Raw genomic sequence first — 14,472 nt, 5'->3', positions numbered from 1 at the left:
GTATTATTGAATGGTGACAATGACCGCAATAAATGATAGAACAGACGCAATTAAGCCATACATAAATATGTTGTACGCGATTCGCAGTAATCGATATTTCCTGCCCAGCACCACACCCTGTGAGTAAACGTCTTTAATTAAGGTCCCGTATAGAAAATCACGGTCTTCCATTACCGTACGCATACCTTCGTTGTATTCTTGCAACCCCATTCTGTAAAAATTACCGAAAAAGAGAAGGTTTACTTTCTTCTCTTTCATATCTTCGGCAGAAAAAATGCCGTTGGGTATATAAGGGCGAGTAGCTAAGATCGCAACTACCATGGTTGATAAACTAACGGCAAGCAAGACAAAAGTAGGTAAAACAAGATGCTCATTACTGTCGAGTTTTCTCAAAAGTAAGGCTATAATAACCGAAAGAATAATGGAGTTGACGGTTATAAGGATGTTACTTTTGTTATCTGCCATGTCACTTAAACGTTGATTATTGGTAGATGTGACCCTAAACATGGTCTCGATCCCTCTGTCGGGACGTTTATCTTTGTCTTTATCTTTATCTTTCTTTTGTTTTTTTTCTTCTTCCATGGACGTATGGTTGGCTTTTGATTTAAGTGACGCTAAATTTTCAAGTTTCTTATCTTTTAGAAAAAGATTCGCATATTCGGTATGGTAGTGGTGCCTTTCCATCAAGGCGATCGTTCCGTTACGCCAAGTTTCTTTGTCAATTGATTTGCCTTGGCAACCTTCTGCTTCTTTACGCATGAGTTTGTTCCTTTCATTGAAGCCATCGCTTCCCAAATGGAATAGGTCCGCGTCACAAACAATTTTTTCTAGCAAGTTTTGTGGATTTTGCGGCATGCGGGTAGCAACAATGCATTTTTTTATGGATTCAATAACAGATGCTTCTACCTGCCTTTCCTGCAAAAAATTTTCAGCAATTTCGGCGCTGCGTAATTCGTGATTTTGGGGAGGTCCTGTATAATATCCCACGTCGTGAAAATAAGCAGCTACCTGAACAATGAAATTGTCTTCCGCTGATAGCTGATAATATTCGCCGATTTTCCTACTGGCATCAACTACCTGATGTATATGTTCTATGTCGTGAAAACATAAATTGGTGTTATTTCTCGCTTTGATATAATCCTTTATCCAGCTGGCAGATTCTTGAATAATAGCCTGATAATCCATTTAATCTTCTTTGGCATTTCTAAACAAACTTAATTAAATTGATAGTATAATACAATGCATAAAACAGCCATTTTAATGTACTATTTGCGCCGGTAATTCAAACGATAGGATAAGACTGGTTAGCTAAGTCTCAGCGATTGCTCACATAGCCCCTTAAAGCACTACTAACGTCTGTTTTTTATCATGCTGTAAAGCCTGATTGCCGTTATAAGATTTTTAAGTTGCCAAGTTATAAAAGATTGTTTGCGGGCTCGCAAAAATAAAAGAGGATGACATACTGTTGTCACTGGCGCATTCTTTCTTTGTTCTATAAAACTAGGCGATTATGGTAAAAGAAAACTTGATCTTCGAACTCGAAACAGTAGGACTCACTAGTCTGATAAGAAATTATGTAGACTACGATTTGTGGACTAACATTACATTAGTTAACTGGTTAAAAACAAAGCCGAAGAAACTTCTTGAAAAAGAGGTTATTTCCAGTTTCCCAAGTGTTCTATTAACACTGAAACATATGTATAAAACACAGGGTTATTGGTTTGCTATCATTAATGAGAAATATGACTTCGATCCGGAAAAAGATCTTTTTACGATTGACGAAGTAATGAGCTGCTTGGTGGAGCAGTCGGCTCAAATCGCAGATTATGTAAGTGCCTTGACGGTTAAAGAATTACAAGAGCCGGTTTTAGTCGAAAGTCCGTGGTTTAACTGCGAATTTTCGGCTTTAGAGTACATCATGCAGTTTGTAAATCACAACACGTATCATCGGGGACAAGTGGTAAGCATTGGTCGGCAGCTCGGATTCACGGATGCTCCAATGACGGATTATAATTTTTACAACATAATGGCTAAGTGAAAATCTTCCTATTGATCGGGGCACAGGGGCTTCATTTGCTTGCCCTTCTTTGCCTTGACGAAATTTATCATGGCAACGCCGCACAAAATAATAGCAAGGCCTATAATTTGAATCAAAGTTACCTGTTCGTTGGCGAAGGTGCTGCCCAGAAAGACAGCCACCAATGGATTGACATAGGCATGGGTACTAACCTCTGTTGCCGGACGTACTTTCAATAACCAAATATAACTTGTGAAGGCCAGAATGGAACCAAAGATAATCAGGTATCCGATGGCTAGCCAAGAAGAGACAGGTGTGGCCTGCATATGAAATTGCTGTACATCGCCATGTGCAAAGGCGGCACCCCAAAATAATATGCCTGCTATTAGCATCTGCCAAGCGGCATTAGCAAAGGTAACACCGCTAGGTAATACGCTGTATTTCGAATATACCGAGCCTGATGCCCACGAAAGTGTTCCTAGTATGAGTAAGCACATACCGATTGCTTTATTGGATAAGCCGGTTTCAGTAAAGGAGGCAGCTAATTGTTCACTAAAGAGTAGAATGACGCCTACAAATCCTACTATGACACCCACAACGGTATTCCAGTTCCGGAAATTAACTTTCCACATTTTTTTATCGAGCAGCAAAATCCAGATGGCGGTAGAAGCTGCTACAATAGCAATTAGGCTGCTTGGTAAATATTGTTGAGCCTTCATGACTAAACCCATATCGATGAACAAAAGGAGTATACCCGTAACAGCTGCCGTCTTTAGCAGTTGTTTATTCCAAATGGGCTCTTTCATTTTGTTGCACCAGATCAACAACAACGTACCTGCGATCGTAAATCGTATGGCTCCCAAAAGAAAGGGAGTAAAGCCCTGAAGAGCAATGTGAATGAAAAAATAGGTGGAACCCCAGACAATGTAAATTAACAAATAAGCGATAATAATGGCCGCTGTAGATGTATTCTTAGCTTTCGTCATTTTCTGTGTCTCTTTTGATAACGATGTGCTGATTTTCTTTAACTGTTTCCAGCACGATGGTAGTTCTTGTTGATACAATATTTGGAATATTCCTCAGCGAAGTTTTCATGAATTGCATCAATTCCCCCGAGCTGGAGACTCTGATTTTTACCAAATAGCAATCTTCGCCCGTGATATGATGAACCTCTTGGATCGCTTCGATTTCGCTAAGCAGTTTGTCAGCTTCATCGCAGCCTAAACCATCTGCCACTTTAATAAAGATAAAGGCTAACAGGTTCTGATTAACGGCCTCGGGATTGACCCGTGCGGTATATTGTACTAATGCTCCCTTTTGTTCAAGTTTGCGAACACGTTCTAAGATACCAGATGGCGCCATGCCTAATTCCCGAGCTAAATCGGCATTTGTCATCCTTGAGTTTTTCTGTAAATAATCTAATATTTCCAGATCGATGCGATCTAGTTGTATATCATGCATAGTTACATTTGTTGAAAAAGCTGACAAAAATACAGAATATTATAGTTTTTATCGAATAATGTTCATTAATAAAATGTAAAATTTGAATAATATTCGATGATTCGCTTCTGTTGGAAACGATGTATGTCCGTGAGCTGGTTATAGGTCCGATGATTCTAATGAAAATCTGTACTTTTACATAAATAAATCCAACAAAAAGATGGCATTACCTTTAAGACTCATTCTAATATTCTCCTTACTACCGGTCCTTGTACATGCACAACAGCAGATAAAAAAGTATGTACTTGTCATACATGGTGGTGCGGGAACCATCGAGCCTAGCCGTATGACGCCTGAATTGGAACAAGCGTATAAGGCAAAATTGAAGGAAGCATTAACAGTCGGCTATGAAATTATTCAGAAAGATGGAAGCGCTTTAGATGCGGTCGAGAAAACCATACAAGTGTTGGAAGATTCTCCCTTATTCAATGCCGGAAAGGGCGCCGTCTTTACCCACGAAGGCAAAAATGAATTGGACGCAGCTATTATGGATGGAGAGAGCTTACGTGCAGGAGCAGTTGCAGGCGTAAAGATTGTTCGGAATCCAATAAGTGCCGCACGTGCAGTTATGGAAAAATCAGAACATGTGTTGTTGGCGAGAGATGGTGCAGAGGACTTCGCTCGACAAGTAGGCCTAACAATGGTAGATCCGTCGTATTTCTATACGAAGGAGCGATGGGATGGGCTTCAAAAGGCTCTTCAGCAAGAAGCTGTCCAAAAAAAGGCGAATGAGACCGCTGTAAAGCTGGGTGGTGGTCATCATGATGATAAGTTCGGGACAGTGGGTTGTGTTGCCCTTGATAATCAAGGCAACTTAGCGGCAGGAACCTCAACGGGTGGAATGACTAATAAAAAGTTTGGACGAATAGGTGATTCCCCCATTATAGGTGCAGGTACCTACGCTAATAACGCGTCGGTTGCCGTATCCTGCACAGGTTGGGGCGAATTTTATATTCGGAATGTAGTAGCTTATGATGTGGCAGCCCTGATGGATTATAGGGGTTTGACAGTAGAGGAAGCTGCGGAAACCGCGCTCGCAAAAGTAGCAAAAAGCGGGGGGAACGGCGGTCTGATCGCCCTGGATAAAGAGGGCAATCTTGCTATGCCCTTCAATACTTCAGGGATGTACCGTGGCGCTATTTCGGCGGAGGGAGAGCTGGAAGTAGCAATCTTTAAAGATGGAGGGCATGTACCTTTAAACTAATACGATTGTTTTAAAATGCATCGCTCTTTTTTTAGTACTTCAATAAAATCTTGATTCCTAAAATCAGCTTTGATACGCTCGCCTTCTTGCTTATAATAGCGGTTTAATTCCTTTCTGTGCATCGCCGTAATAAAGCGCTGTATCTCCGTTTCGTTTTCCAGAATCAAGCCCGGAACTTGGACCGGTTTGTGGGTTTCCTCATCTAAAGCAACCATTGAAAAATAGCTCGAGTTTGTATGCTTAACGGCATGCGTCTTCACATTTTCGGCCAACACTTTTATACCCACTACAAGTGAAGAGTTACCAACATAATTTACAGAAGCAAGTAATGAAATAATCTCACCCACTTCCACCGAAGCTCTAAAGTCAACTGTGTCGATCGACGCGGTGACGCAATAAGTTTCGGCGTGTTTTGCGGCACATACATATGCAACTTTATCCATTAACGATAAGATGACCCCGCCGTGTATTTTGCCCCCAAAGTTAGAATAGGAGGGAATCATGAGCTCGGTCATTACCGTTTGAGAATCGGCCACCGTTTTAAAGTTATTCATACATCAAGATATTTTAATTAGTTCAATGTTGGCGGCCAGTTCGATTTCTTCTGACACAACCATTCCTCCTGCTTCCATTAATGGGTTATAAGTTAGACCAAAGTGTTTCCTGTTGATAATTCCTGATACCTGAAAGCCTGCTTTTAATCGACCGTTCTCTTCTGCCGTCCCGCCAAATGAAACATGGAATTGTACTTCTTTAACCATGTCTTTTATGTCGAGCATGCCTCTTAACACAAATGTGCTTGCGTTGTCGTCATCCTTGCTTAGCTCCGTGGATCGAAAAGTAATGTACGGATGCTTATCAACGTCAAAAAACGCGGATGATTTAAGGTGTTCATCGCGGTAAGATTCATTCGTGTACACACTATCGACGTCGATAGACAAATGGATCGATGCTTGAACGAAATCATTAGGTTCCAGGGTGTCTACGGTTCCTTCAAATTTGGTGAATAAGCCAGTTACGGTAGATATAAGCATGTGTTTTGCCCGAAAGTGGATTTCTGAATGCTTTGGGTCAATTTCCCATTTAGTCATATATCAATTGAAAAGAAATTAGAATACTCGGATTGTTTCTCCTGTCAACGCACCCATTACGCTTTTATAGTAAGCATTTGCTACTCGTTCCATTTTTACGGGGATGTGGCCCGGAAAAACTTCAAAAAAAGAAGGCGAATCTTCCACAACGCCGGGACTCACAGCATTTATGCGCACATCATTTTTTAGCTCGATTGCTGCTCCTTTTACAAAAGCATTGATAGCACCATTCACTGTACTAAGTGCAGATCCTCCTGGAACGGGGTCTTCAGATAGAATACCTGATGTCAGTGTAAACGAGCCGGCCGGGTTAATGTAGTGTTGTCCAATGAGTACCAAACTGATTTGGCCTAAGAGCTTATTGTCCAAACCAAGTCGGAAATCGGCGTTGCTTAAGTCTTTCAATGACTTAAAAGCAGCTTTGCCGGTCGTGCTAATGAGCGCATCAAAGGGGCCAATAGTTTCAAAAAAAATCTTTATTGATTGCTCGGAACAAATATCTATTTGGTAATCTCCTTTCGTAGTCCCCACTTTAATGAGTTCATGTTTGCCTTCAAAAAGTGTTGCCACATGTCTGCCAATCGTCCCTGTCGCACCGATAATAATAATTTTCATCTGTATGTAATTATTTGTTACTATAGATTCCTAAAAGCACTAATGAGTTTGCAAGCGATTTATTCATCGCCTTAACCCCTCTCTATATTTTCCAATAAAAAGCGCTCCTGAACATTTCTTGATATTATTCATTCTTTATTGCAAATCTTAATTTGCTTATGAATAGCTTTGTTGAAGATAGACAATATTTGCGGGAAGTATATTCATAAGAATGTTATAAAATGACCTTTACAGATAAAATAATTGATTCAGAAGAGGCTTCTTATACAATTGAAGGTTTTGCGGATGAGCAATTGTCAGAAATCTTGATGTACAAACACTCGTCTGATCAACTCGTTCCGAATGCATCAGTTCATGTTAAACAACTATCCATCGACAGAGGCGTCTTTGATTATTCGCACCCTAACTTACATACTGCACAGATAAGGGTATGGACAGATCGGATTGAAAAGCGTCTCCATTTTCACTGCACTTGCTTAGAAACACCGCTTCGAATGTGCCAACATAGCAATCGGGTTCTTTATGAAATAATAAAAAACACAGATATCCGATTTTTTTTGACGGAATTTCACGACATGTGAGAGTACGGCAAGTTGCGCGAGATTATGGTCTGGAAGACGAAGCAGACATCACTTCGCATTTCCATATGCATTATGTGGAGAATAAATTAATACTTACGCCAAAAATACAAGGCTTATTGAAAATAACGGATGAAAATGTACGGTATCTTAAAGGTAAGCTTTTACCGGATGTTAAACCGGCGTTCCGTGAACAAAATTTGGAGGGGAAAGTGATTCTTATTTATCCCCACAGACATTATGGCCACCTTACAATTCAGCTTGGGGAATTAGCGTTTGCCGTTAACGGGAAGGTTAAGGCCTTGGTTAATACCATTGATGCAACAACGTTATTGTGGCATGAAAAGCGGCCGGAATATATTCGCTTTTTGGCAGCGCTCAGTCGATTTCCCCAACCAACCAAGGAACCGTATAACGAAGATGATATTCGGGCCTTACACGAAATAGTGAAAAATCCCTTTGATATGCCCGTTTACTATCAAGGGAATTCAAAACAATTTCAGGCAAAGAATTTTAGTAGAGTGAACCTGCAAGTAATAGGGGCTGACCAATTTACGCTTGGAATTCGGAAAAAAGATAGCCTCTACCAAATAAGCCCGCTATTGCAGATAGCAGATCAGTGGTACAGCATGCAAGAGCTCGTCTTTGCCTTTGATTGTTTTCTGCACATAGGGAAAACTTTTTATGCATTTAAGAACCATAATGTGTGGAGAGTATGCCGATTTTTTAAGAATCTAGGGACTGATCTGATCGTGCATGCATCGAAATATCATCTCTTGCAAAGTGAATTGTTGGATAAGGTAAGCGATACCTTAAAGGTGAACTACGCATTTCTTACAGAGGGGTACGATCAGTCATCTATGGAAACGCCGGTACAGGCTACCGAGCGAATCATTTATTTGTCAGAGTCTGAAAATTACATCGTGATAGAACCTGTTATGCGCTACGGGACAGTCGAAATTCCCATTCGTTCGAAACGACCCGTTTATGGGAAAGACGATTATGGAAATTCATTTTTGATTCGTCGTAACGATGAGCAGGAGTTGCAGTTCTTATCTTTTATCCTCAAACAACACCCTTATTTTCCGGAACAGTTAGATGACGATTTACTGTATTTTTATTTACATCAAGATCGGTTTTTCGACGGAAATTGGTTTTTAGAGGCTTTTGAGCAATGGCAAATCGAAAAAATAGCGGTCATGGGTTATGATAAGCTATCGATAAGCAAGCGAAGTCCGTATAAGGCTGCAATAAATATAGAAGTTACCAGCGGTATTAATTGGTTTAATACAAGGGTGAAGATTTCTTACGGCTCAAAGGTAGCTCGACTGCGCGACCTTGAAAAAGCGGTTAGAAATAAATCAAACTACGTACTCTTAGACGATGGAACCTATGGTATATTGCCTGCCGAGTGGCTTCACAAGTTTGAACAGTTCTTTAGCTTGGGAAGACGGGAGGGAGATTTACTTAAAACGGCCAAGATAAATTTTCAGGCTTTGCAAAGTGCCTACGAAACCGACATGTTCGACTCCGGTGTAAAGCAAGAGTTGCTTCTTTTTAAACAGTGGAGCAATCAGGAAGAGGATCCGTCGCTAAAGATTCCAGAGGGATTTATCGGCAAGTTAAGGCCTTATCAATTGGATGGTGTAAAATGGCTTCATAGTTTAAGTCGGCTAGGCTTCGGCGGTTGTTTGGCGGATGATATGGGGTTAGGAAAATCCATTCAGATTATCGCTTTTTTGCTACTAAAGAAAGAGGAAGGAAAATCAGGTACGAATTTGATTGTTGTTCCGGCAACTTTATTGACTAATTGGTTGCAGGAATTCGAAAAATTTGCACCTTCATTGCGGATTTTTCTTTGGCATGGAGGACAACGGGATCAAAACCATACAATAGATTCTTGGGATGTCGTGTTAACTACTTACGGCACCATGGTAAGTGACCTGGATCGTTTTCAGGAAATAGAATTCGATCACCTATTTCTAGATGAGTCCCAACATATAAAAAATCCGCTATCTCAGCGATACCGAGCGGCCAATCGATTGAAGGCAAAGATTAAGATAGCGGTAACGGGAACACCTTTGGAAAACAATACTTTTGATTTATTTGGGCAGTTGTCGTTCGCTTGTCCAGGCCTACTAGGTAACAAAAGATATTTCCGTGATGTTTATTCTACGCCTATTGATAAATTCGGTGAAAATAGGCGTCTGGAAGAGCTTTTACATAAAATTAAACCTTTTGTTTTACGAAGGACAAAAGCAGAAGTAATGGATGATTTGCCCGAGAAAACAGAAATGGTTATGTACTGTGAAATGGGCGAAGAACAAAGAAGGATATACGACGTATATGAAAAGGAATTTCGATCTTATATATCGGCACAAACGGAGGAAGAGCTAAGTAATAAAAGTGCAGTCGTATTAAAGGGCTTGATGCGACTACGCCAGATTTGCAATTCGCCGCTTTTGTTGAAAGATAAGTATAGCAATGTACCGAACGCCGCCAAAATTGAGTGGCTGATAGAAGAGATCGGGCAGAGGAGTGTTCAGCATAAGATTTTATTGTTTTCCCAATACGTGCATATGTTGGATTTGGTAGAAGATCAGTTGCATAAACAAGGATTGCAAACCCTTAAGATGACCGGAAGTACAAAGGTAAAGGACAGAGAGGGGCTGATTGAGCAATTTAAACTGGATGGGCGTGTAAAGGTATTTTTGATGAGTTTAAAAGTCGGCGGAGTCGGATTGAATCTTACAGAGGCGGATTATGTGTATTTAATTGATCCTTGGTGGAACCCGGCGGTAGAAGACCAAGCGATCGATCGTATTTACAGAATGGGACAGAAAAAAAATGTAATAGCAGTGCGATTGATCTGTAAGGAAACAATAGAGGAAAAAGTGTTGCAATTACAGCAAAGTAAGAGTGAACTGTTCACTAAACTGGTCGATTCGATAACCCTGACTAAAACATCTTTCTCTAAAGAAGCGTTGTTGCAATTATTATCCCGTTAAAAAGTCCTAAATCTTATACAAGACTAGGACTTTTCCAGGTATAAATACCTCCTAAAAAGGAGGTAAGGAAAGGTTGATATGTATGTTTGTGCTGCGTGGATAAGCGCGCGCATATTCGTCATAATAATATTCAGGATGTCTTTCTAAGGGTATATTTGCCATTAGCTGTATGCGGGCTCTTCCAAGATCGACATTCGCTAAGAAGGCCGGAACATTTGGTGTGAAAATCCAACGATTGCTTGACCAATATACATAGCCTCCACGATAGGGGTCGTAGAACGTACAATAATCCCTGAAATAAACATGATGTCTCGCTCGATAACGATGCGCACGGGCCCACCTGGGATATCCATAGTGATCATAACGGCGGTGCTTTTCGTAATATCTTGCCTGTTTCTTATAGTGTTTATGGCGTTTTTTATAATAATCTCTGTCGTATCGGTAGTGGTGCCGATGCCGATCATCGTCGTCATCATCATCCCAACGCTCATGCCCATGTCCTCGGCCATGCCCTCTCCCATGTTGCGCTAATGCCTCTGAGTAGCTAAAAATCGATAAGAGGACCACACATAAAGTAATAAATCTTGCTGTTTTCATGTTGTTCATTTTACATCCTATTGGAATAGATGTTGGAAAAAAGGTTTAATTTTTTTTACAAAGTATTTTTTAAGAATCTTCTATAAAACCTGTCGCTTTATTTTTTGAAAGTCGTTTTTGATGATTGAATTTTATAATATATTTGATGATCAGCATCAATTCTTGCCGCTCCTTATTAGGGGTTAGTTCTACAATATGACTTGCTAAAATAGTTAGTAATAGAATCGCGATCGTTTCTTTCGCCAAACACTACGGTTTTTTTGTTTAAGACGGAGCTTTCAGGCTCAAGAAAGCATTGCGAAATTCATAATCATAAATTGATTCGTTTTTTAATTTGCTCATAATGAGTTATGTATAGCTATTTGTGCAGGCTCTACTTTAGTGTGAAAGGAAACAAGGATTCTGATATCTCTTTTTAGCTCATTTTCGATTCGTTAATTATTATGAAATTCGCAAAAAGATGACTGATTTATTTTTAATATACTTATTGTCAAACGTTTAGTATGTCTATTTGAACTCGTGATCTAGCGTTATTTTGATGTAAATCGGATTTTGATGAGTTGTTTTTTTTTGATACTATAAGCATTATAACGGCGCGAAAATGACACTTTGTCAGCGGTGTTTAGGGCGTTCTGAGGCAATGAAACCTAATTCACTGCAGGATATTATTAGCTGTTTTTGATAGGGTGTAATATTTTACCAATGTTTGAATATGATAATATGTGTAGTTGCTTATATCGTGGGGTAAAATAAATCGAGATGCAGAATCAAGGTAGTTAAATGAGAAATATAAAGAGAACGAAGAACAACCGGAATTCTTTTAAAATAAAAAACCCCACTTGGGGAGTGGGGCCGAAACCTAAGTTTCAAATCAACCTAAACCTGTCCTCTTTTTAGCATATATCGTGCCAATATTGAAGAAAGATGAGGCTTTACAGCCTATTTTTAATTCAAAAACGGCTTTGCATGTGTTTGTTTTAAGATATGTGAGTAGCCCTTAATTGGTTACGGGTAAGTCGTGCTGATTAACGCATGTAAATAAAACTATAAGTAACTAATAAGTTACCTTTTTATGGGTGATTTGTATACTTGTTGTTGTAACATTTGTCAATCGCGAACGACTAATGTTCAAAAAATAGATCAGATGAGTATAAGCAAACAGTTATTTGTATGTATTTTGATGCAGTTGAGTGCTTGCGTTGTGTTTGCGCAACAAGTGGGTGGACCGGGAAAGATAAAGGGGCAAGTAATAGATTCCTTAACGAACAAACCTATTGATTTTGCGACGATAACCCTTTTAAAAAGTACATCATCACAGTCCGTCACCGGGGCCCTTGCAAACGAAGGAGGGTCATTCAGTCTAGACAAAATACCCCTAGGGAAATATAAGTTGATTATCAGTGCGATGGGATACAGTCCAAAAACAATCAGTCCGATAGAAATTACAGAGCAGCTTACTTCCTTAAACGTGGCCAATGTGTTATTAAAACCTTCCGCAACCGAATTGCAAGCGGTTGAGATTACGGGGCAGGTGCCTGTGGTCGAAAATAAAGTGGATAGACTTGTCTATAATGCAGAACAAGATGTTACAGTAGCTGGTGGAAATGCCGCCGATGTGTTGCGGAAAGTTCCTTTGTTATCAGTAGATATGGATGGTAACGTGTCCTTACGGGGAGATCAAAACGTTCGTATCTTTATTAATGGAAAACCGTCCGGGGCCATGACGAACAATGTAGCGGACGCGCTACGTATGATTCCGGCTGATCAGATTAAGAACGTTGAAGTTATTACGAGTCCTTCAGCGAAATACGACGCCGAGGGCACTTCGGGAATCATCAATATAATTACTAAAAAGAAAGACGTTGTGGGTGTGAACGGTTCCATTTCGGGAGGTATTGGCACGCGCCAAAACAATTTCAACGGAAACGTAAATGTGCGAAAAGGCAAGCTGGGCGTTACCGCTAATTTGGGCGCTATGTGGGGTTGGCCCGTTACAACGGATGTAACCTTTGATCAACGATCTTTGACAGATCAGCCATTGATTTCGCAAAACAGCGCCAGTACCACGAAAAGAGGTGGAGGAAGAGGTAGCTTAAGTGTTGATTACGACATAGATGATAAGAATATTATTACATCCTCTTTCAATTACAATCAGTTTCGAATGGAAACAGATGGAGATATGACGTCCATTTACGGTGGGATTAACCAAATTTTAAGTAATTCGAGAAACCAGATTAAATTTCATGGCTTTGATTGGAGTGCCGATTACACCCATAAATTTGAGAAAAAGGGGCAGGAATTGACATTTGCCGGCCAATATTCTAAAAACAACAATAATACTGATTACAATACCTTATATAGACAGCAGGGTTTTAGGCCCAATGAAATGGGCTATAATAATGGTGTAAATGATGAACTCACCTTTCAGGTAGACTATACCCATCCTTTTAAGAAGGTCGTACTGGAAGTAGGTGCAAAAGCGATCCTTCGAGATATCTCTTCCGACGTCACGGTCGACACCATGCTGCAGAATGGTTCATATATCAATCATGCACAACGATCTTATGATTTCGGTTACAAACAAAATGTGGGTGCCGGTTATTTTACGGTGAGTGTTCCCTTTGCTAAAGATTATGAATTGAAAGCGGGTGCGCGTTATGAATATACACTGCTTGACGGTGATGCAGTAGCAAACTTTCCGGCCTTTGAAAACAATTATCACAACCTGCTTCCCAGCGTGGTGTTATCGAAAAAGCTGGGGCAGATGTCTAATGTTAAACTAAGCTACAACCAGCGTATCCAAAGGCCAAGCTTGTTCTACTTGAATCCCTTCCGTAATGAAGCAGATCCGGTGAATCAACGGCAGGGAAATCCTGAATTGGATCCCGAGCTATCGCACAACGTTGAATTGGGTTATTCAACCATGATCAAAAGTACGATTCTGAATGCATCGCTTTATTATAGGCGTACAAATGACGTTATAGAGTCAATATACACCAATATTGGAACGGAGGAGCAACCAATCGTACTGCAGAGTTTTGAAAATATCGGACGGAATAATTCATTTGGTACCAACCTGTTTGCTTCTGTCAATCCGATTAAGATTTTGACGTTAAGAGGTAACCTGAATTTGTATACTTATGATATTAACCTTCAAAATATCGATGACAACTTAACTTCGCAAGCAGGTAATGTTTACTGGATGTACCAGGCTTTCCTAAGTGGTACGGTGAATTTAAAAGGAGGGCTTATTGCGGAAACGTTCCTTATATTGAATGCGCCGAGACGTACTTTTCAAGGTTACAACCCTGCATTTAATATGTGGAGTATTGGTATGAAAAAAGAAATATTCAAAAAACAGGCAAGTATCGGGTTGAATATTATCGATCCATTTAATGAGAAAAAGAATTTCAGATCAAAAATTCAAACCGCTAGCTATAAGCAAGAATCGAATTTCGCCGTACCATTCCGTTCCTTCGGTATAACATTCAGCTGGAAATTTGGTAAAATGAATTACAATGCTAAACCGCGAAAAGAACGAGGTATACAGAACGACGATCAAAAAGCGGGTGAAAGTGGACAAGGGCAACAAATACAATAAAGCATAATATCATACCGACTTAAGGAGCTGGGCTATTTATTTAGCCCGGCTTTTTTGTTCAAAATAAACTGATTGCCTCTTCTGTTGAAGTGAGGTCGTGAATAAAGGCATTTGTTAAGCTGGTAGGTCAGAGATAGAATGATTATGGCGCAATTTTTTTTGTATGAGAAAGTAAAAATAGGTTATTTCGTGTAACAATATAGGCTTAAACAGATCAAATGCAAAAATACCAAACCAAATGCTTCCAACGCATTACAACAA

The 14,472-nt window shown here is 40.0% G+C and carries 12 protein-coding genes; 5 read left to right on the top strand and 7 right to left on the bottom strand.

What is annotated here, in order from left to right; genetic code table 11:
• Positions 1 to 3: 3 nt before the first annotated feature.
• On the bottom strand, positions 4 to 1,185 hold the full coding sequence (locus QT327_RS08260; protein ID WP_130858215.1) for a Pycsar system effector family protein: 1,182 nt from the start codon (positions 1,183 to 1,185) through the stop codon (positions 4 to 6).
• 325 nt (positions 1,186 to 1,510) lie between these two features.
• Between QT327_RS08260 and QT327_RS08255 the strand changes: the two genes are divergently transcribed.
• Complete coding sequence (locus tag QT327_RS08255; protein WP_130858214.1) at positions 1,511 to 2,038, top strand: DinB family protein; 528 nt, start codon at positions 1,511 to 1,513, stop codon at positions 2,036 to 2,038.
• An 8-nt stretch (positions 2,039 to 2,046) separates the two neighbouring features.
• On the opposite strand, the gene QT327_RS08250 is transcribed toward QT327_RS08255, so the two are convergent.
• Positions 2,047 to 3,003, bottom strand: a complete 957-nt coding sequence (locus QT327_RS08250; RefSeq protein ID WP_149106282.1) for an EamA family transporter — start codon at positions 3,001 to 3,003, stop codon at positions 2,047 to 2,049.
• On the bottom strand, positions 2,990 to 3,478 hold the full coding sequence (locus QT327_RS08245; protein ID WP_013663839.1) for an Lrp/AsnC family transcriptional regulator: 489 nt from the start codon (positions 3,476 to 3,478) through the stop codon (positions 2,990 to 2,992). The genes QT327_RS08250 and QT327_RS08245 overlap by 14 nt, the downstream gene beginning before the upstream one ends.
• A 199-nt stretch (positions 3,479 to 3,677) precedes the next feature.
• Between QT327_RS08245 and QT327_RS08240 the strand changes: the two genes are divergently transcribed.
• Positions 3,678 to 4,721, top strand: a complete 1,044-nt coding sequence (locus tag QT327_RS08240) for an isoaspartyl peptidase/L-asparaginase family protein (RefSeq protein WP_130858212.1) — start codon at positions 3,678 to 3,680, stop codon at positions 4,719 to 4,721.
• Here QT327_RS08240 and QT327_RS08235 read toward each other — a convergent pair.
• The 3 genes from QT327_RS08235 to QT327_RS08225 are packed head-to-tail and all read right to left on the bottom strand — an operon-like array spanning position 4,718 to position 6,427.
• Positions 4,718 to 5,275 (bottom strand): acyl-CoA thioesterase, encoded by a 558-nt coding sequence (locus QT327_RS08235; RefSeq protein WP_013663837.1) that lies wholly within the window; start codon positions 5,273 to 5,275, stop codon positions 4,718 to 4,720. The two genes, QT327_RS08240 and QT327_RS08235, sit on opposite strands and share 4 nt — an antisense overlap.
• 3 nt (positions 5,276 to 5,278) lie before the next feature.
• On the bottom strand, positions 5,279 to 5,812 hold the full coding sequence (locus QT327_RS08230) for a YceI family protein (RefSeq protein ID WP_013663836.1): 534 nt from the start codon (positions 5,810 to 5,812) through the stop codon (positions 5,279 to 5,281).
• 18 nt (positions 5,813 to 5,830) lie between these two features.
• Positions 5,831 to 6,427 (bottom strand): short chain dehydrogenase, encoded by a 597-nt coding sequence (locus QT327_RS08225; protein ID WP_013663835.1) that lies wholly within the window; start codon positions 6,425 to 6,427, stop codon positions 5,831 to 5,833.
• A gap of 221 nt (positions 6,428 to 6,648) precedes the next feature.
• Here QT327_RS08225 and QT327_RS08220 point away from each other — a divergent pair, with 221 nt between their 5' ends.
• Together QT327_RS08220 and QT327_RS08215 are read left to right on the top strand one after the other, a co-directional pair.
• Positions 6,649 to 7,008, top strand: a complete 360-nt coding sequence (locus tag QT327_RS08220) for a hypothetical protein (RefSeq protein ID WP_289552582.1) — start codon at positions 6,649 to 6,651, stop codon at positions 7,006 to 7,008.
• The gene (locus QT327_RS08215) at positions 7,005 to 10,013 is read left to right on the top strand and encodes a DEAD/DEAH box helicase (RefSeq protein ID WP_289552581.1); all 3,009 of its coding nucleotides are present in this window, start codon (positions 7,005 to 7,007) and stop codon (positions 10,011 to 10,013) included. Before QT327_RS08220 ends, QT327_RS08215 begins: the two co-directional genes overlap by 4 nt.
• Before the next feature lie 51 nt (positions 10,014 to 10,064).
• Here the strand turns inward: QT327_RS08215 and QT327_RS08210 are convergent, their stop codons facing one another.
• Entirely contained in the window at positions 10,065 to 10,610 is a 546-nt protein-coding gene (locus QT327_RS08210; protein ID WP_149106280.1) for a hypothetical protein, read from the bottom strand.
• A 1,144-nt stretch (positions 10,611 to 11,754) separates the two neighbouring features.
• On the opposite strand from QT327_RS08210, the gene QT327_RS08205 reads away from it, so the two are divergent.
• Positions 11,755 to 14,211, top strand: a complete 2,457-nt coding sequence (locus QT327_RS08205) for a TonB-dependent receptor domain-containing protein (RefSeq protein ID WP_242627393.1) — start codon at positions 11,755 to 11,757, stop codon at positions 14,209 to 14,211.
• The last annotated feature ends 261 nt before the right edge of the window (positions 14,212 to 14,472 follow it).

This window comes from Olivibacter sp. 47 (assembly GCF_030372825.1).
Classification (GTDB): domain Bacteria; phylum Bacteroidota; class Bacteroidia; order Sphingobacteriales; family Sphingobacteriaceae; genus Olivibacter; species Olivibacter oleidegradans.
This window is presented reverse-complemented; position numbering and strand designations above follow the sequence as displayed.